General features: G+C 39.0%; 20 protein-coding genes. All 20 read left to right on the top strand.

Translation table 11 applies throughout. The annotated features are described in order from the left end of the window. Window position 1 precedes the first annotated feature (1 nt). Window positions 2-709, top strand: a complete 708-nt coding sequence (locus J1899_RS14175; protein WP_066444157.1) for a demethylmenaquinone methyltransferase — start codon at window positions 2-4, stop codon at window positions 707-709. A gap of 75 nt (window positions 710-784) precedes the next feature. After that, a complete protein-coding gene (hepT, locus tag J1899_RS14170; protein WP_214474737.1) occupies window positions 785-1,747 on the top strand; it encodes a heptaprenyl diphosphate synthase component II in 963 nt (320 codons plus the stop codon). A 130-nt stretch (window positions 1,748-1,877) separates the two neighbouring features. After that, window positions 1,878-2,324 (top strand): nucleoside-diphosphate kinase, encoded by a 447-nt coding sequence (gene ndk / locus J1899_RS14165; RefSeq protein WP_066444162.1) that lies wholly within the window; start codon window positions 1,878-1,880, stop codon window positions 2,322-2,324. Window positions 2,325-2,486: 162 nt separating this feature from the next. After that, window positions 2,487-3,260, top strand: coding sequence for a CheR family methyltransferase (locus J1899_RS14160; protein WP_214474735.1), 774 nt, complete (start codon window positions 2,487-2,489; stop codon window positions 3,258-3,260). 444 nt (window positions 3,261-3,704) lie between these two features. Further along, window positions 3,705-4,877: a chorismate synthase gene (gene aroC / locus J1899_RS14155; RefSeq protein WP_214474733.1), complete on the top strand. Its 1,173-nt coding sequence runs from the start codon at window positions 3,705-3,707 to the stop codon at window positions 4,875-4,877. Then, window positions 4,877-5,959, top strand: a complete 1,083-nt coding sequence (aroB, locus tag J1899_RS14150; RefSeq protein ID WP_214474724.1) for a 3-dehydroquinate synthase — start codon at window positions 4,877-4,879, stop codon at window positions 5,957-5,959. The genes aroC and aroB overlap by 1 nt, the downstream gene beginning before the upstream one ends. Window positions 5,960-6,005: 46 nt before the next feature. Next, complete coding sequence (gene aroH / locus J1899_RS14145; RefSeq protein ID WP_066444175.1) at window positions 6,006-6,380, top strand: chorismate mutase; 375 nt, start codon at window positions 6,006-6,008, stop codon at window positions 6,378-6,380. A gap of 41 nt (window positions 6,381-6,421) precedes the next feature. After that, complete coding sequence (gene hisC / locus J1899_RS14140; protein WP_214474716.1) at window positions 6,422-7,522, top strand: histidinol-phosphate transaminase; 1,101 nt, start codon at window positions 6,422-6,424, stop codon at window positions 7,520-7,522. Between the two features lie 136 nt (window positions 7,523-7,658). After that, window positions 7,659-8,765 carry a prephenate dehydrogenase gene (locus tag J1899_RS14135; RefSeq protein WP_214474714.1) on the top strand — a complete coding sequence of 369 codons (1,107 nt, stop codon included), beginning with the start codon at window positions 7,659-7,661 and terminating at the stop codon, window positions 8,763-8,765. Window positions 8,766-8,777: 12 nt separating this feature from the next. Beyond that, a complete protein-coding gene (gene aroA, locus J1899_RS14130) occupies window positions 8,778-10,061 on the top strand; it encodes a 3-phosphoshikimate 1-carboxyvinyltransferase (RefSeq protein WP_214474712.1) in 1,284 nt (427 codons plus the stop codon). 210 nt (window positions 10,062-10,271) lie between these two features. Next, the gene (locus J1899_RS14125; protein WP_214474710.1) at window positions 10,272-11,177 is read left to right on the top strand and encodes a hypothetical protein; all 906 of its coding nucleotides are present in this window, start codon (window positions 10,272-10,274) and stop codon (window positions 11,175-11,177) included. A gap of 19 nt (window positions 11,178-11,196) precedes the next feature. After that, on the top strand, window positions 11,197-12,462 hold the full coding sequence (locus J1899_RS14120) for a tetratricopeptide repeat protein (protein WP_214474703.1): 1,266 nt from the start codon (window positions 11,197-11,199) through the stop codon (window positions 12,460-12,462). A gap of 45 nt (window positions 12,463-12,507) precedes the next feature. Next, a complete protein-coding gene (locus tag J1899_RS14115; protein WP_066444193.1) occupies window positions 12,508-13,050 on the top strand; it encodes a ReoY family proteolytic degradation factor in 543 nt (180 codons plus the stop codon). 181 nt (window positions 13,051-13,231) lie between these two features. Then, the gene (locus J1899_RS14110; protein WP_214474701.1) at window positions 13,232-13,696 is read left to right on the top strand and encodes a YpiF family protein; all 465 of its coding nucleotides are present in this window, start codon (window positions 13,232-13,234) and stop codon (window positions 13,694-13,696) included. Between the two features lie 148 nt (window positions 13,697-13,844). Beyond that, complete coding sequence (locus J1899_RS14105; RefSeq protein ID WP_066444201.1) at window positions 13,845-14,351, top strand: QcrA and Rieske domain-containing protein; 507 nt, start codon at window positions 13,845-13,847, stop codon at window positions 14,349-14,351. Between the two features lie 3 nt (window positions 14,352-14,354). Next, the gene (qcrB, locus tag J1899_RS14100) at window positions 14,355-15,029 is read left to right on the top strand and encodes a menaquinol-cytochrome c reductase cytochrome b subunit (RefSeq protein WP_066444203.1); all 675 of its coding nucleotides are present in this window, start codon (window positions 14,355-14,357) and stop codon (window positions 15,027-15,029) included. A 35-nt stretch (window positions 15,030-15,064) separates the two neighbouring features. Beyond that, window positions 15,065-15,829 (top strand): menaquinol-cytochrome c reductase cytochrome b/c subunit, encoded by a 765-nt coding sequence (locus J1899_RS14095; protein ID WP_066444205.1) that lies wholly within the window; start codon window positions 15,065-15,067, stop codon window positions 15,827-15,829. A gap of 161 nt (window positions 15,830-15,990) precedes the next feature. Next, window positions 15,991-16,590, top strand: coding sequence for a lipoprotein heptaprenylglyceryl N-acetyltransferase LhaT (gene lhaT / locus J1899_RS14090; protein ID WP_214474700.1), 600 nt, complete (start codon window positions 15,991-15,993; stop codon window positions 16,588-16,590). 102 nt (window positions 16,591-16,692) lie between these two features. Then, complete coding sequence (gene yunB / locus J1899_RS14085) at window positions 16,693-17,463, top strand: sporulation protein YunB (RefSeq protein WP_066444210.1); 771 nt, start codon at window positions 16,693-16,695, stop codon at window positions 17,461-17,463. Between the two features lie 307 nt (window positions 17,464-17,770). After that, window positions 17,771-18,556 (top strand): sporulation protein YpjB, encoded by a 786-nt coding sequence (ypjB, locus tag J1899_RS14080; protein ID WP_214474698.1) that lies wholly within the window; start codon window positions 17,771-17,773, stop codon window positions 18,554-18,556. Window positions 18,557-18,616 lie beyond the last annotated feature (60 nt).

Below are 18,616 nucleotides of genomic sequence, written 5' to 3'. Positions count from 1 at the left end.
CATGCAACAATCAAAAGAAGAACGCGTTCATAAGGTGTTTGAGAAGATTTATGGGAATTATGACAAAATGAATTCTGTCATTAGTTTTCAGCAGCATGTTAGATGGCGTAAGGATGTCATGAAACGAATGAATGTGCCTAAGGGTGCAAAAGCGCTTGATGTATGCTGCGGCACTGCTGATTGGTCCATTGCATTAGCTGACGCCGTTGGAGATCAAGGGGAAGTTTTTGGATTGGATTTCAGTAAAAATATGCTCAAAATTGGAGAGCAAAAAGTAAAAGAATTGCAGTTAAACCATGTAAAGCTAGTGCATGGCAATGCGATGGAGCTTCCCTTTCCAGATGATTCATTCGATTTTGTAACAATTGGTTTTGGCCTTAGAAATGTACCAGATTATCTGGAGGTATTAAAAGAAATGCGCCGTGTTGTTAAGCCAGGAGGAAAGGTCGTCTGTCTTGAAACGTCACAGCCTACTCTGCCGGTATATAAACAGCTGTTTTACTTATATTTCCGTCATATCATGCCGTTTTTTGGTAAACTATTTGCAAAGAGCTTTGATGAATATGCATGGCTGCACGAATCGGCAAAGGATTTTCCCGGCATGAAGGAGCTTGCAGAATTATTTAAAACTGCTGGATTGACGAATGTTCATTATAAATCGTACAGTGGCGGAGTAGCTGCTGTTCACATAGGGATGAAGGAAAAATAATATTGGATCTGAATGCTTTGTTCATTACTAAGTGTATGATGCATTAGGGATTTATAAGCTAGGTGAGATGAAGATATGAAATTGAAAATGATGTACTCATTTTTAAATTCAGATATAAACGTGATAGAAGAAGCATTGGAAAACGCTATTCAAGCCCAGTCACCGCTGCTTCACCAGGCTTCTCTGCACTTATTGCAAGCAGGGGGGAAAAGACTGCGACCTGTATTTGTATTGCTTGCAGGTAAATTTGGAGACTATGACATCAACAAAATGAAGGATGTTGCTGTTTCACTTGAGCTGATTCATATGGCTTCACTTGTTCATGATGATGTGATTGATGATGCAGAGCTGCGCAGAGGTCAGCTGACCATAAAAGCGAAGTGGGACAATCGAATCGCCATGTATACTGGCGATTATATATTTGCGCGAGCTCTTGAACTAATATCCAATATCGATAAGCCATATGCACATCAAATATTATCTAATACACTAGTTGAACTTTGCATAGGTGAAATTGAGCAAATAAAAGACAAATATAACTTTGATCAAAACCTGCGCAGTTATTTGCGCAGAATCAAAAGAAAGACAGCTATTTTAATTGCTGTCAGCTGTCAGCTAGGAGCCATTGCTGCTGATGTAGAGGAAGAGCTGCACAAAAAATTATATAAAATTGGCTATTATATTGGCATGTCATATCAAATCATAGATGATGTGCTGGATTTTATCGGAACAGAACAAGAGCTTGGAAAGCCTGCTGGCGGTGATCTGCTTCAGGGAAATATAACACTTCCCGCATTATTTGCGAGTGAAAATAAGCAAATACATGATAAAATGATCAATGTTTCAGAGCATACAACACGTGAGCAAATACAAGAAATCATTACGCTTATTAAAAATTCTGGTGCAATCGAACGCTCTTTAAAGGTCAGTGACCAATATTTGCAAAAGGCACTTGTGCTGATTGACGAACTTCCAACTAACCGCTCAAAGCGGGCATTTCGAGATCTTGTGCGTGTGATCGGGAAGCGGCGATTCTAACTTGATTTTCACTTTTCTAAGTTATTTTATTTGACAGAAAAATTTGAAGTTGAATAATTGTCAAATAAGTGTTAATATTTTCGTGGATTGTCTATGACAGCCATATACATATAACTTAGGAGTGGAGACTATGCAAAAGACGTTTTTAATGGTCAAGCCTGATGGGGTACAGCGGAATTTAATTGGTGAAATTGTTTCTCGTTTTGAAAAGAAAGGCTTTCAGTTAGTTGGAGCAAAATTAATGAGTATTCCAAAAGAGCTTGCCGAAGAGCATTACGGTGAACATAAAGAACGTCCATTTTTCGGTGAGCTTGTTGATTTTATTACTTCTGGCCCAGTGTTTGCTATGGTTTGGGAAGGCGAGAATGTGATTGCAATTGCTCGTCAAATGATGGGTTCTACTAATCCAAAGGATGCAGCTCCTGGAACTGTGCGCGGAGACTTTGGTGTGATTGTCGGCAAAAACATCATTCATGGTTCAGATTCTCCTGAAAGTGCAGAACGTGAAATTGGCTTATTCTTTAAACAAGAAGAATTAGTTGAATATAATAAATTAATGAATGATTGGATTAATTAATCATTGTATAAATTTAAGAACATAGCTAAGCTTAAAACCACTTGCATTTGCAAGTGGTTTTTTGTAACCGTATACAATGTTTAAGAGAAAATTTAGGTGATTCTATTTTCTTCTATTTTCCGTTATACTTTTAACTAGGACTATCGATAGAGGAGAATAGAAATGGTTCAAGAATATCAGGAATTTATAATGAATATTAAGAAGAAGACAGGAATTGACTTAGGGGCATATAAGGAAGCACAAATGAAAAGACGCCTGGAGTCTTTATACGATAAAAAAGGATTTACATCATTTCGTGATTTTTTTCACGCTATCAACCAGGATAAAAGCCTTCTGGATGATTTCTTGGACCGTATGACCATTAATGTATCGGAATTTTACCGAAATGCGAAGCGGTGGGAGGTATTGGAGAATAAAATCCTGCCTCAAATATACGGAAGAACAAAGCAAGTAAAGGTTTGGAGTGCAGCTTGTTCTACTGGTGAGGAGCCCTATACGCTTGCTATGATTATGTCAAAAGTGATGCCGCTCGCCCAAATTAACATTCTCGCAACAGACCTGGATGAAAAGGTCATTGATCGCGCCAAAATTGGGATTTATCCTGAAAGATCTTTAAATGAAGTTCCTTCTGAAATGAAACAGAAATACTTTCAAAAAGAAGGCAGTTTATATAAAATTTCAAATGAAATCAAAAAAACGGTGACATTTAAAAAGCAAAATCTGCTGTCTGATTCATTTGGCGGGCCTTTTGATTTAATTGTTTGCAGAAATGTTCTCATCTATTTTACGGAAGAAGCCAAAGATGGCCTTTATCATAAATTCAGCCAAGCATTAAAGCCAGAAGGGTTCTTTTTTGTCGGAAGCACAGAACAGATTTTCAATCCGGGAAAATATGGTTTCCAGACAGAGGATACATTCTTTTATAAAAAAAGCTGAAAAGAAGATGCTGGACATTATATAGCACGACCATAGAAACGAATGGTTAGAAAGTCGATCTTTCTAACATTCGTTTTTTATTTGTATTTCTAAAATATATCTTTTTCATTCATAAGTGTAATGAGCGGAGAACACTCGACTTCTGTGGACAATAGAGGAAAGCGGGTAGAACATGCTAGTTTAAATAACCAAACCATGAACATTGAATTTCGTATTCAAGACATATTAATCTAGTTTTGCCCCAGCCAACTCTCTTATTTTTATCGACAGTGCCGCATCTCCCAACCAGCACTCTGCTTTTCAGCTTAAAGCCTTCATGGTAAAATGACTGCAATTGATCAAACAAGAAAAATTTTCGAAATTCAAAAATTTTTCTATGTTTTACATAAGGGCATATGTTATATTGGTACATAATCCTTTAACAAGTTGAAGGGGGAAAGAGTTTTGAGATACTTAACATCTGGAGAATCACATGGGCCACAGCTGACAGCAATCATTGAAGGGTTACCAGCTGGGATGCCGCTAGTCGATTCGGATATAAATGAAGAATTATCAAGGCGCCAAAAAGGTCATGGAAGAGGGCGCCGCATGCAAATTGAAAAAGATACAGTCAACATTACAAGCGGTGTACGACATGGTTATACCCTTGGCTCACCAGTATGCCTTGCAGTCGAAAATAATGACTGGAAGCATTGGACCAAAATAATGGGGGCTGAGCCGTTAAATGAGGACGAATTGGCTGAAATGAAAAGGGTCATTTCAAGACCAAGACCTGGACATGCTGATCTGAATGGTGCTTTAAAATATGGCCACAGAGATATGAGAAATGTACTGGAACGCTCTTCAGCACGTGAAACAACTGTGCGGGTTGCAGCTGGTTCTGTTGCCAAAAAACTACTAAGCCTATTAGGCATAAAAATTACTTCTCACGTTCGTGAAATTGGCGGAATTAGTGCAGATATTAAAGAATATCCGCCAATTGATGAAATGATGAAAATTTCCGAAGCTTCTCCTGTCCGCTGTCTCGATGAAAATGCTGGACAGAAAATGATGAACTTAATAGATGAAGCAAAGCAAAATGGTGATTCAATTGGCGGTATTGTTGAAGTAATTGTTGAAGGCATGCCTCCTGGAGTTGGCAGTTATGTTCACTATGATCGAAAGCTGGATGCGAAGCTTGCTTCCGCCATTGTCAGTATTAATGCCTTTAAAGGAGTAGAATTTGGCATTGGTTTTCAAGCTGCAAGAAAACCTGGAAGTGAAGTGCATGATGAAATTGCATGGAACGAAACAGATGGCTACTACCGCAAGTCTAATAACCTCGGAGGTTTTGAAGGCGGTATGACAACGGGAATGCCAATCGTCGTCCGTGGTGTTATGAAACCAATTCCTACACTGTATAAACCATTGCAAAGTGTGGATATTGAAACAAAAGAACCATTTACGGCCAGCATTGAAAGATCCGACAGCTGTGCTGTTCCTGCTGCAGCAGTTGTAGCAGAGCATGCAGTGGCATGGGAGCTTGCCTCAGCACTTATGAGCCAGTTTTATGCAGACCGCTTCGAGACTCTTCTGGAGACAGTGGAAATGCAAAGAACATATGCGAGGGAATTTTAATGAAGGCTGTTTCTGTTCAAACTTCTTCAAAAGAGTATCCAGTTTTAATAGGGGAAAAGATCATCCATGAGCTTCCCCTTTTTTTACATAATGAATTTCCTCAGCTGACAAAACTGATGATTATAACGGATGAAAACATTGGCAAATTATATTTACAAGATTTGCTTGAAGTGCTTTCAGACTTTGAATCCAGTCATATCATTGTTCCTAATGGTGAAAATGCAAAAACGTTTGAAGTATACCATGAATGCCTGACTTTTGCGCTAAAACAGCAGCTGGACCGTAAATCACTCATACTGGCATTTGGCGGCGGAGCAGTAGGAGATTTAAGCGGGTTTGTTGCTGCAACGTATATGCGCGGTATTCCTTTCATCCAGATCCCTACTACCATTTTGGCACACGATAGTGCGGTTGGAGGAAAAGTGGCGATTAACCATGAGCTCGGGAAAAATATGGTTGGTGCCTTTTACCAGCCAGAAGCCGTTTTTTATGATTTAGAATATTTGCATACACTGCCAGAAAGAGAAAAGAGATCTGGATTTGCAGAAGTAATCAAACATGCTCTTATTCATGACCTCTCTTTTTATGAGGAGCTCAAAGAAAAGGTCAAAACAATAGAAGATATTCAAGCACGGCTAATACAGCCTTTTTTAGCTAGAGGTATTGAGATTAAAGCGAATATAGTAGGAGAAGATGAGAAAGAAACAGGTAAACGTGCCTTTTTAAATTTTGGCCATACACTTGGTCATGCAGTTGAAGCAGAGATGGGCTATGGCGGCTGGTCACACGGAGAAGCGATTATTGTCGGCATGAGGTATGCCATCCAATTAAGTAAAAAGTATAATAAATTCGCTTTTAATGATGAAGAATTTACAAACTGGCTAATTACATTAGGATACGAAACAGAGATCCCAGCTGAAATTCCAGCTGAAAAACTTCTGCTGCGCATGAAGCAAGATAAAAAAACTATTGGTTCTTCCATTACATTCGTATTGCTTGAAGCAATAGGAAATCCAATGATGATGAAAATAGATGATGAAGCTTTAATGATGGAACTTGAGCGTTTTGTCAAAAAGGGATAAGACGAAAAGCAACAATACTTAGACAGGATGTAAAGGAGGAAAAAAAGTGATCAGAGGGATTAGAGGAGCAACCACGGTTGACGAAGACAGTGAAAAGCTCATTTTAGAAGAGACAGAAATTTTGCTCAAAGAAATAATTAAAGAAAATAAGCTCGAAGCGGAGCAAGTTGCCTCTGTACTCTTTTCAGTCACAGAAGATCTGACTGCGTGTTTTCCTGCAAAAGCAATGAGAGCAATTGACGGCTGGAAATACGTTCCTGTCATGTGTACACGAGAAATTCCTGTGCCAGAATCCTTGTCTCTGTGTGTACGGGTGATGATGCATGTCAATACAGACAGATCACAGCAGGAAATAAATCATGTATACTTGCGTAATGCCATTTCGCTGCGACCGGACTTGGCGGAAACGGAAAAAGAATAAACACTATTAATGAGGCTTTTTAATTAGAGGTGGGGATAACGATGAAATGGAAGGAACAGCTTTTAAGTTTAACACCATATCAGCCAGGAAAATCAATTGAAGAAGTGAAAAAGCAATATGGCTTAGCAGAAATCACAAAGCTGGCATCAAATGAAAACCCATTTGGCTGCTCCCAGGCAGCATCTGATGCTATGCAGAAGGACCTTTCATATTACGCTTTATATCCGGATGGTTATGCACAGGAACTGCGTGATACGCTTTCAAGCTTTTTGAAAGTAAAACCAAGTCAATTAATCTTTGGAAATGGATCCGATGAAATTATTTTAATGATAGCAAGAGCATTGCTAAGTCCTGGGACGAACACCATTACATCTGCTCCTACTTTTCCTCAATACAAGCATAACGCTATTGTTGAAGGTGCAGAGATTAGAGAAGCACCGCTTAAGAATGGCGGCTTTGACTTAGATAAGATGCTGGAGCTTATCGATGAGAATACATCTGTTGTATGGATCTGTACACCAAATAATCCAACAGGTGTCTATATTCCTGAAAAGGATCTTATTGCATTTATAGAAAAAGTTTCTGAAGATGTTTTAGTTGTAATTGATGAAGCTTATTGTGAGTATACCACTGCAGAAGACTATCATGATTCTGTAAAACTTGTAGAACGTTTTCCAAACGTCATTGCGTTAAGAACTTTCTCAAAAATATATGGCCTTGCCAGTCTTCGAATTGGCTATGGAATTGCTAATGAGAAGATCATTCGCGGCTTAGAGCCTGTCCGTGAACCTTTCAATGCAAATAGATTTGCTCAGGCTGCAGCAATAGCTGCCGTTGGAGACCAATCTTTTATTGAAAACTGTAAAGAAGCTAACAGGAAGGGATTAGAACAGTTTTATACTTTCTGCAAAAACAGGAATCTGAAGTATTACCCTTCCCAAGCAAACTTTATTTTAATCGATTTTGCTGCAGATGCAGATGAAGTTTTTCAATATTTACTAGAAAAAGGTTATATTGTCCGTTCCGGCAAAGCGCTTGGATTTCCTGAAGCAGTGAGAGTAACAATCGGTTCAGAACAGCAGAATGAAGGAGTTATTTCTGCAATGGAGCAATATCTCAAAGTTCAGAATGCACGAAATTAAAATAGTTTCAGAGGTGATCGATCTGCCTCTGAATTTTTTTCAATTTAAACAGAAATTGAGTCTTTCCTTATTACTACAAGCAAGAAACTAATGATTGGTACAGTGTGAAACTCGTTTTAAAGGGAGAGGTCATAACATGCAAGGAAGAGTATTGATGATCGGATTGGGGCTTATTGGCGGATCTCTTGCCCTTTCAATTAAAAAAGCTCATGAAAAAGCTTGGGTTGTTGGCTATGATGTTAATGAAGAACAAGGAAGGTTAGCAAAGATGCTGACAGTTGTAGATGAATTAGCAGTCTCAATTGATGAGGAAGCGGTGAAGGCTGATTTGATTATAATTGCAGCTCCTGTTATAGAAACCGAGCATATCCTTCATCAATTATTGAGGCTCGAGCTTAAGGAAAATGTTATTATTTCGGATGCTGGAAGTACAAAGCAGGAGATTGTTCGTGCAGGTGCGAAATTCAAAGAAAAGAACATTGCCTTTATTGGAGGTCATCCAATGGCAGGTTCACATAAAAGCGGCGTTTCTGCAGCTCGCCCGCTGCTTTTTGAAAATGCCTTTTATTTGCTCACACCTGAAGAGCATATTAAAGAAGATCAACTAGATCTCCTGCAAAATTGGCTCTCAGGAACCAATGCAAGATTTTTAGTTGTCAGTCCAAAAGAACATGACCAATTAACAGGGGTTATCAGTCATTTTCCGCATATTATTGCAGCCTCCCTTGTTCATCAGGCTAAGAGGTCTGGCGAAACGCATGAGCTTGTAGCACGTTTAGCTGCTGGTGGATTTAGAGATATAACAAGAATTGCCTCAAGTAATCCAAACATGTGGAGAGACATTTTATTGCACAACAAAGCTGTCCTGCTCGATCTTTTGGAGGATTGGCAGCTTGAGATGGAAAAAGTGAAAACGATGCTTACTTCTGCTAGTGGTTCGGAAATTCATCACTATTTTGCCGATGCCAAGCATTATCGTGATGATCTGCCCCAAAAGCAGAAAGGGGCTATTCCCGCTTTTTATGATTTGTTTGTAGATGTGCCTGATTATCCTGGTGTCATTTCGGAAATTACGGGATACTTAGCTAAAGAAGAAATTAGCATTACAAATATAAGCATACGGGAAACAAGGGAAGATATTATGGGTGTGCTCGTCATCAGCTTTCAAACAGACGAAGATCGCAGCAGAGCCATTTCTTGTATAAAGCATCATACACAATATGACACAACAATAGGGTTATAGGAGGTAAAAAATGTGAAGCTAGTACATGATATTCCTGGATTAAAAGGAAACGTACAGGTGCCAGGTGATAAATCAATATCACATCGCTCGATCATGTTTGGGGCAATCGCCACTGGAGAAACAAAAGTAACGAATTTTCTGCAAGGGGATGATTGTTTAAGCACAATTTCCTGTTTTAGAAAACTTGGTGTCCAAATAGACTTACAGGAAGATCAGGTGGTTATTAAAGGATCAGGCTTAGCTGGTTTAAAAGAACCTGAAGATATTTTACATGTTGGTAATTCAGGCACAACCATTCGACTAATGATGGGAATTTTGGCTGGCAGAGATTTTCACTCCGTTCTGATTGGGGATGAATCAATTGCCAAACGGCCAATGACAAGAGTAACAAAGCCGCTTCAGCAATTTGGTGCAAGCATTCAAGGAAGAAAAAATGCAGAATTCACGCCAATTTCTTTAAATGGCGGTCCTTTACAGGGAACTACATATGAAATGCCGATTGCGAGTGCCCAGGTAAAATCGGCATTGTTGTTTGCTGGCCTGCAGGCAGAAGGAACAACAACAATCATCGAGCAGGCAAGAACAAGGGATCATACAGAAAAAATGATCAAGGCTTTTGGCGGGAAAGTGGAAGTTGATGGATTAAAGGTCAGTGTGCAAGGCGGTCAAGAGCTTAAAGGCACAACGGTGCATGTTCCTGGTGATATATCTTCAGCGGCTTTTTTTCTCGCAGCTGGTGCCATTGTGCCAAACAGTAAGATCACCTTAAAAAATGTCGGTTTAAACCCAACGCGTACAGGTATGATTGATGTGTTATCAGCAATGGGAGCAAATTTACAAGTGGCTCCATACGAAAACGGACAGGCAGAACCAGCTGGAGATCTTACCATTCAGACATCGGCTTTAAAAGGGACTGTCATTGATGGTGAATTAATTCCTCGGCTTATTGACGAAATTCCGATTATTGCTCTTCTCGCAAGTCAAGCAGAGGGTCAAACGATTATAAAAGATGCAGAGGAATTGAAGGTAAAAGAAACGAATCGTATTGATACGGTTGTGAATGAGCTCCGTAAACTTGGTGTGAAGATTACTGCAACCGATGATGGAATGGTGATTGATGGAAAGTCGGCTATTTCAGGCGGCAAAGTATCAAGCCACGGCGACCACCGCATTGGAATGATGCTTGCTATTGCTGCTGTCATCAGCAAAGAAGAGATCCAATTAGAAGAAGCTGAAGCCATCTCGGTCTCATACCCGAATTTTTTTGAGCACTTACAGAGTTTGATTGCAGAATAAATTATTGCAAGGAAAAAAGCAGCCTGAAACGGTGGTTAGGAAATTCAGACCACTGATGACTGGGCTGTTTTTTACTGTTTGATCCTATAAAAATAGTTAACTTGAAATTTTCTTGAAACAACTTGTTATGCTCTATTTTCTAAGATGTATTAGTCATTATTTTCACACCATCTTCATAGCTTGTCTTAAGACCGTTAAGAGGGTGATTTGATGGCGTACATTATTGAAAATGCAAATATTGTTAGCGGAGATACAATTAAAGAGTCTTCACTCTTCGTTGAGGAAGGGAAAATTTCCACGTTGAAAACTGCATTTCCACGCTATAAGCATATGAGGATGAATGCCAATTCTTTTTTGCTGACACCAATCCATGTGATGTATGATTCAAAATTTCCAAATCTGGGCTCTCATCTTAATCAGAAAAGCTATTTTACAGAGGAGTATATTTTAAAAGGAACTACTGCAGTGCTGACATCCGTCTATGTGCACTTTGAAAAGGATCTTAAAACCAATATTAAGCGTTTGAAAACAAATTTGCTTAACAGTCCGATTGACTATATAATCGGAGTGCGCATCCCCCTGAGACTATTAACAACATCTTTTTTGTTAAAATCGAAACAGGAGAGGATTCCCGCATTATTTATAGAAATAGATAGTGTTGAAGAATTGAAAAATATGCCTTGGGGCTGGATTCGAGAAGCCATGTTTCCATACAATAGTCCTTTGATCCCTGTTATAAAATACGAGCAGCCTTCCGAGCGGACATTGGCATTAAAGACGTGGAAGATGATTGTTAAGAATGAGAAAATCCCTGCCTTATTGGGGGAACTGCCGGAAAAGCAAAATCTGTCCAAAAGTATATTGGCGAAAATTGGCATCTATCCTTTAAAAGCGGCAATTCAAATAGGAAGTGAGCTCTCCTATAATCTTTATCTTCCTGGCAGGGAAATCATAAAAATTGAAGAATTAGAGCTTAATGATTATCATAAAGAAAGGTTAGCGGTTACGGTTCATAAAGGAACAGTAATCCGAGCCGGTGATGAGGTTATGTACAGACCCGGAGCCGGGGAACACGTACTTATTAAAACTCCTTCTTATTTTACATTTGGAGATTAGAGAGCGAAAGGAAAAATACATGGATAAAGTTAAGCAAATCATTTCTCTATTAGAAAACGGTCAGCATGAAGAAGCAATTAACAATTATAAAGATATATTAAAAGATGGATCCCACGAAGAAAGGTTTGTGTTAGCGGAGGAGCTGCTCCAATTCGGATTTCTTGAAGAAGCAAAAGCCCTGTTCGAACGCTTATTACAAGCCTATCCAGAAGAAGGGGAGCTGCTCGTTTTACTGGCAGAAATAGAGATCGATCTTGGCAATGAAGAGGAAGCGATTCTTGTTCTTGAAAAAATAGATCACAATGATCCAAGTTACCCCCAAGCTCTTCTGCTCCTTGCTGATTTATACCAAATGCAGGGTTTGTTTGAAGTAAGTGAACAAAAGCTTTTACAGGCAAAGTCTATCCTGCCTGAGGAGCGTGTCATTGATTTTGCGCTCGGCGAGTTATTTTCCGAGGAAGGCAAGTTTCTTGACGCCATAAAGGCTTACCAGAAGGTCTTAAAGACTGATGAAGTTATTGCGGGGGTAAATGTAAACGAAAGACTTGCCGACGTTTTAAGTGCGTCTGGAGCCTTTGAGGATGCATTGCCTTTCTTTGAAAAAGCATTAGAGCATAAACTTGAGATCAATACCTTATTCAGCTATGCCTTTACTGCCTTACAAGCAGGATTTAATCGTACAGCCATTGAAAAGTTTAATGAATTAAAAGAATTAGATCACGAATATCATTCACTTTATTATCATCTTGCTAAAAGCTATGAGCGCGAAGAAGAGCTGGAAAATGCGTTTAATAGCATCAAAACAGGCATTGCACAAGATGAGTTTAATAAGGAGCTATTTTTCTATGGAGGAAAGCTTGCGCTGAAACTGGGAAAAGAAGATGAAGCTGTTGATTTATTCAGACAGGCGTTAGCTCTTGATCCTGAATATACAGAAGCTGCCCTAACTTTAAATAAAGTATTTTTAAAGCAGGAACAATATGAAGATATGCTTGAAATTGTCACTTTAATGGAGCAGTTTGAAAATGAGGAGCCGCAAATTTTATGGGATGCTGCTGTAGCTTATCAGCATCTTGAAGAATTTTCACAGGCATTAAACAAATATCAGCTTGCATATACTTATTTTAAACAGCAGCCGGATTTTCTTTCTGAGTACGGTTATTTTCTAATTGAGGAAGGAAAAAGAGAGGAAGCTGCAGAAATCTTTAAGCAACTCATAAAGCTCGATCCGGAAAATGGGGAGTATGCGGATGTATTGGCACGGATTACAGACGAATACATGTAAAGGATCGTTCTAAAAATCTGGCTGTTAGCAGAGGAGGGAATCACATTGACGGCCCCTGTATCTGTCAACGAAAAAAAAGATTTTATTCGCTGGTTTTTGAATCACTATCAACTGAAGAGACGGGAATGTGTCTGGATTTTAAACTATCTGATGAGTCATGATGGTTTAATGGAGAAGGTTCATTTTGTGGACCAGGCACAATATTGTCCGCGAGGTTTAATCATGTCAGCACATTGTGTAGATGAAGCGCCTTTTCGCTTTTATAAAGGCAATGTGATGACAACTGACGCGGAAAAGTCGTTTCATGACATCCGGCTAAACAGAGAAGAAGAGATTTATATTCAGTTAAACTTCCATGCGTCAAATCAAGCCCATCAGTATGCAGCTGTACTCGAAGAGAATCCATTTATGCCGAAGAAGCTGCAAATAAGTGATAAGGACCGTATCATAGCGGAAAGATTCCTTACTGAGAGCATTGAGAAATTTCAAAAAGAAAAATTGCTGTCCCTTATTGATGAGGCATTAGATCGTCATGATAAGGAAGCATTTGCAGCTTTAACAGATCAATTAAAAAAACTTAAAAAGTGATAGAAAGAGTCTGTACAATTGTGCAGGCTTATTTTTTTTGAATGGATACATATATTTTTTCGATTAGACTTCTGCTGAAACACACACATTGTAAAAATGCATTCGCTGAAATAGGATCATTGTTGCCGATTCCTGGACATGTTATGATTAGCTAAAATAGTATCTTTTTGGGGTGATTTGGATGAAGTGGAATTCAGAGGACATTGAAATGTTTATAAAGGAAAAACAATATATTGATACAGTTGTTCTGCCTTTATATCCTGTCTCTTTCGGCGATGATATTAAGCAGGCTGTAGGCATGACAGAATTCATATCATTGCTCTCCGTTCAATTAGAGAGACAGTTTAAAGGGAGATTATTAATGCTTCCTGGTTTTTCCTATTTAAAGAATGCAAATGAAGATAAACTTGTCAGTGATATAAAGCACTGGGAAACAGAGTTAATGTCACAAGGATTTTCACATGTTTTCTATGTAACTAGTGACAGTAATTGGAAAATGCATGAAGGAAACCTGGAAGGTGACTTGATCTGGCTGCCTTCGCTGCCATTAGAGCATATGGAGGAGAAGTATAAAAATCAAATTCTGGAAGATCAAGTGAAACAGCTATTGAATTTATTTGTTCGGAAATGGCAAAATAATGAATGAAAGCAATATTAATCACTTTGTTTCCAACTTTGTGCACAGGATTATATTGACCTTACATAATTATTGATATATCATTGGTATGTCCTAGTTTTATATTGTGTTGAATTATGTCCGTTGGACTCAACTTCATAATAGAGGGGGGAAAAGTATGAGCAAAAATCGTGTTTCAAGACGTCAATTCCTAAACTATACTCTTACTGGTGTAGGCGGTTTCATGGCAGCTGGGATGTTAATGCCTATGGTTCGCTTTGCAGTGGATCCTGTTTTGCAGCATAAGGGTGAAAGCGATTTTATTCCAACAAAACAAAAGATTTCTGAAATCACTGAAGTACCAACAAGAGTTGATTACACATTTGAACAAGTGGATGCATGGTACACTTCTGAAGTTACTGGATCTGCTTGGGTTTACAGAGATGAAAATGGAGAAGTTGTGGCCTTATCACCTGTTTGTAAACATCTAGGCTGTGTAGTTGACTGGAATTCGGACGAGTCAAATCCTGAACACTTCTATTGTCCTTGTCATGGTGGATTATATACAAAGGATGGTACGAATGTGCCTGGAACTCCTCCAATTGCTCCACTCGATGTATTTCCAATTCAAGATGTAGACGGCTATTTGCATTTAGGTAAAGCAGAACCGCGAAAGGGGGCGTAATCATTGTTAAACAAAATTTATGATTGGGTAGATGAGCGTTTAGATATTACGCCAATCTGGCGGGATATCGCTGACCACGAAGTGCCTGAGCATGTTAACCCGGCGCATCATTTTTCTGCGTTTGTCTATTGCTTTGGCGGTCTGACGTTTTTCGTAACTGTAATTCAAATACTATCTGGTATGTTCTTATCTATGTACTATGTTCCAGATATTCAAAATGCTTGGGAATCGGTTTATTATTTGCAAAACCACGTAGCATTTGGACAAATTGTCCGTGGAATGCACCACTGGGGAGCAAGCTTAGTTATTGTCATGATGTTCTTACATACGCTGCGAGTATTTTTCCAAGGCGCTTATAAAAAGCCTCGTGAATTGAACTGGGTTGTTGGTGTACTTATTTTCTTCGTAATGCTGGCACTTGGTCTAACTGGTTATTTATTGCCGTGGGATATGAAAGCGTTATTTGCTACAAAGGTTACAATTCAAATTGTTGAATCGACACCGCTGATCGGGGAATACCTGAAAATTCTAATCGCAGGAGATGCAGATATTGTTGGTGCGCAAACTATTACAAGATTCTTTGCTATCCATGTTTTCTTCTTGCCTGCTGCATTATTTGCTTTAATGGCGGCCCACTTTATCATGATTCGAAAGCAGGGTATTTCTGGACCGTTGTAAAATTAAAATAATGAACGAAGGAGGGGAATTACCCAATGCATCGCGGAAAAGGTATGAAATTCGTAGGAGATTCACGTGTTCCTGCTGAGCGTAAGCCGAATATTCCTAAAGATTATTCGGAATATCCGGGGAAAACAGAGGCATTCTGGCCAAACTTCCTTTTAAAAGAGTGGATGGTTGGAGCTGTATTCCTAATTGGGTTCTTATGCTTAACTATTGCACACCAGCCTCCATTAGAGAAGATAGCTGATCCAAGTGATACAGCCTATATTCCATTGCCAGACTGGTATTTCTTATTCTTATATCAATTACTGAAATATACGTATGCATCTGGTCCGTACAATGCGATTGGAGCATTCATTATTCCAGGCTTGGCGTTTGGAGCTCTTTTACTGGCTCCATTCATTGACCGCGGACCTGAACGCCGTCCATCAAAGCGTCCATTAGCAACAGGTTTTATGTTATTGGCGCTTGCAGGTATTACATTCTTAACTTGGGAATCTGTTGCTCACCATGATTGGGAAGCAGCGGCACAGCAAGGAAAGATCGTAGCGGAAGCTGAGATTGATACAACTGCAGAAGGATATGCACTTCTAGAAGCTAACACATGCTTGTCATGTCACGGCACTGAACTGCAAGGTGCAGCTGGTCCTGCATTAATCGACGTTGAACTAACTCCTGAAGAAATTAAAGAAGTTATTCAAAACGGTCGTGGCGCAATGCCAGGTGGCCTATTTGCAGGCACAGAGGAAGAACTTGATAAGCTAGTAGAATTTATTGATAGCGTAGAAAGTGAATAATGTAATCAAGAACCGGTATGTCAATTGACTGCCGGTTCTTTATTTGGTTCTGAACCTGCTGCTGAGTAAACCATAAGCAAAAAAGCTATGGCCTTTATGTTGCTGTTGTAAATGGAATACTTTATGATAAAAGAGAAATTTAGGTAGAGATGAGGTAAGTTATGAAGTGGCTATTTCCGTTTTTTGCTAATCGTACCATACTGTTATTACTCTTATTAATTAATATAGGAGGAACTATTTACGGTTATATATGGTATGAAGGGCAGCTTGTCGAGACACCCCTGCATTTTCTTCCATTTGTTCCGGATAGTCCTACTGCAAGTTTATTTTTTGTGTTTGTTCTTATTGCTTTTTTGCTGGGGAAAAATTGGCCGCTGTTTGAAGCTCTTGCCATTGTGACCTTAGTGAAATATGGTGTATGGGCGGTTGTTATGAATCTGCTTGTCTTCCAAGTCACTAGTGATATTCAGCCTGCAGCTCTTATGCTGATTTTTTCACACGGTGCTATGGCAGTTCAAGGGATTTTATACGCACCCTTTTATCGTTTGAAAACATGGCACTTAGTTGCTGCTGGAGTCTGGACATTGCATAATGACGTGATTGATTATGTCTTTTTTATGCTGCCGAGATATCCAACCTTGGATTTATACATACCTGAAATCGGATACTTTACATTTTGGCTCAGTATTTTCTGTATAGCACTGACCTATTACTTATGTTTGCGAAAAAAATCCTTTCAATTAAGTATTACAAATAATTAAGGATTGCCAGACTCTATGGGTGCATGAAAATGTCGGGATAAGAGACGATACTTGTTTTATTTTCCCTGTACAATCATATATTGTACAAAGGGAGGGTTTCATGTGTTCAGAAGAAAGAGGAAGGGACTGTTTAAAGGACCTTTACCAGCTAAGCATGTATTCTTCATTTCGTTAATCCTTTTTGTCCTTCTTACTTTTTTTGGTCTTCTTATGATTGATGAACAAATTGAACCAGTATTAATGGATATTGCTGAAACACGGGCGAAGCAATTCTCAGCTCAAGCCATTAATGATGCCATTACAAAGGAATTATCGGAAACGATTGATGTAAACGAATTAATTGTTCGCCATGGTGATGGTGAAAATGCGCCTTACAGCTTTAATCAGCAGGTTGTAAACAAAGTGATGTCAGATACGAACCGGATGGTGCAGGAATATCTGGATTTAGTTGAGCAGGGTGAATTAGAGCAATTTGAAGCCTTTCGCAATGATTCCTATATTGATTATGAAGCTTCTCATAAGGAAAAAGGGATTATCTATCGAATCCCGCTTGGAATGGCTACAAAGCAAACATTATTCTCTAATCTGGGGCCAAAAGTGCCAATTAAATTTGAGCTTTTAGGTCACTCTATGTCAAATGTGGAAACGAAAATTCTTGAAACAGGCATAAACAATACATATCTCGAAGTTTATGTGAAGGTTCAAGTGCAAATGAAGGTCATCATACCGCTTGTTGAACGGGATATCGTTATGGAAAACTCGGTGAAAGTTGGCGATTTATTTTATCCGGGTAAGGTTCCTCAATATTTTAATGGTGGAAGCAGCGGGCAAGGAGATGTTAACCCTGTCATTATTCCGCAAGGCGGGAGTTAATATTGAAGTATATAGGAAAGAAACCAGAGAACGTTGCTATAGGTTCTTTGGTTTTTTTTATGGTTCGTTTGAGTCATTGAAGATTATCAATTTGCTGACTGAAAAAGAATTATAAATTCCTTCTGGATGAGTCTCCGCATATCCATAGCCGGATGATGTTCAGGATCTGACCAAGAAAGCAAGCACCAGAGGGCGTGAAAAAGAATATACTCTCTCTAAATGGAATTTTCACTTCATCATTTTTCATGTTCTAGCCTTGTCCATTTTCTCATACATTTTCTAATAGGGATAAGAGGAGGGACAAGGTATGAAGAAACTATATTTACTATTAATAAGCATATTATTTTTCATTCTTATGCCGTTTTCGGTGTATGCAGAAAGCAGTTCACCTGTTGATAAATTAAATGAGATATCGGACGAAGCACTTCAAATGATGAAATTGAAGCGGTATGATGATGCTAAAAGGCTGCTGGACTATTTCTCGGAACAATATGTATATGCGACAGGAAATGAGCGGCCATTTACATCCGAAGAACTGAGAGCAGTAACGTCCACTCATCATGAAGCGCTTCAGGCTGCTGTAAGTTCTGAAATGAACTACACCGACAGAGTAAATAGTCTAACAAAATTCCGTCTTGTTATGGATGCTGTAACATCTACATATCAGCCAATGTGGACTGAAATGGAATCACCGATCTTATCTGTTTTTAATGATGCAAAAGAGGCAGCAGAAAGTGGAGACACTGAAAAATTTCATGTTAGCTATAATTCCTTTTTAAACTTATATCATGTTGTATATCCAAGCATGAAGCTCAATATTTCTCCAGAGAGAATGCAAAATGTTGATACACAGGTTCAATATATTGACCAATATCGTCCGGATATTATATCATCAGGACAACCGAATGAGCAGCTGGAAGCATTGGAAGCCGACCTGCAGTCCATATTTGAGGATATGACAGAGGATGAAGCGGATCCATCTCTTTGGTGGGTAATCATTTCGACAGGCAGCATCATTATACTTACATTATCCTATGTAGGCTGGAGAAAATATAACGGTGACAAGAGAAAACAAAAGAAGCAAGAGAGTTAATATAATTTCTATGTTTCCATGAGAGGCCATAAGGGGAAGATAACAACAAGAAGGTAAATA

Source organism: Cytobacillus gottheilii, from assembly GCF_018582665.1.
In the GTDB taxonomy this organism is placed as follows: domain Bacteria; phylum Bacillota; class Bacilli; order Bacillales; family Cytobacillaceae; genus Cytobacillus; species Cytobacillus gottheilii.
Note: the sequence above shows the minus strand (reverse complement) of the source record. Positions and strands in the feature narration are given on the sequence as shown.

Excerpts from the sequence above, each read along its gene's own strand:
- J1899_RS14160 (WP_214474735.1), top strand. The coding sequence starts at position 2,487 with ATGGTTCAAGAATATCAGGAATTTATAATGAATATTAAGAAGAAGACA.
- J1899_RS14125 (WP_214474710.1), top strand. The coding sequence starts at position 10,272 with ATGGCGTACATTATTGAAAATGCAAATATTGTTAGCGGAGATACAATT.
- J1899_RS14135 (WP_214474714.1), top strand. The coding sequence starts at position 7,659 with ATGCAAGGAAGAGTATTGATGATCGGATTGGGGCTTATTGGCGGATCT.
- hepT (WP_214474737.1), top strand. The coding sequence starts at position 785 with ATGAAATTGAAAATGATGTACTCATTTTTAAATTCAGATATAAACGTG.
- ypjB (WP_214474698.1), top strand. The coding sequence starts at position 17,771 with ATGAAGAAACTATATTTACTATTAATAAGCATATTATTTTTCATTCTT.
- J1899_RS14120 (WP_214474703.1), top strand. The coding sequence starts at position 11,197 with ATGGATAAAGTTAAGCAAATCATTTCTCTATTAGAAAACGGTCAGCAT.
- J1899_RS14105 (WP_066444201.1), top strand. The coding sequence starts at position 13,845 with ATGAGCAAAAATCGTGTTTCAAGACGTCAATTCCTAAACTATACTCTT.
- ndk (WP_066444162.1), top strand. The coding sequence starts at position 1,878 with ATGCAAAAGACGTTTTTAATGGTCAAGCCTGATGGGGTACAGCGGAAT.
- hisC (WP_214474716.1), top strand. The coding sequence starts at position 6,422 with ATGAAATGGAAGGAACAGCTTTTAAGTTTAACACCATATCAGCCAGGA.
- lhaT (WP_214474700.1), top strand. The coding sequence starts at position 15,991 with ATGAAGTGGCTATTTCCGTTTTTTGCTAATCGTACCATACTGTTATTA.
- aroB (WP_214474724.1), top strand. The coding sequence starts at position 4,877 with ATGAAGGCTGTTTCTGTTCAAACTTCTTCAAAAGAGTATCCAGTTTTA.
- J1899_RS14110 (WP_214474701.1), top strand. The coding sequence starts at position 13,232 with ATGAAGTGGAATTCAGAGGACATTGAAATGTTTATAAAGGAAAAACAA.
- J1899_RS14175 (WP_066444157.1), top strand. The coding sequence starts at position 2 with ATGCAACAATCAAAAGAAGAACGCGTTCATAAGGTGTTTGAGAAGATT.
- J1899_RS14095 (WP_066444205.1), top strand. The coding sequence starts at position 15,065 with ATGCATCGCGGAAAAGGTATGAAATTCGTAGGAGATTCACGTGTTCCT.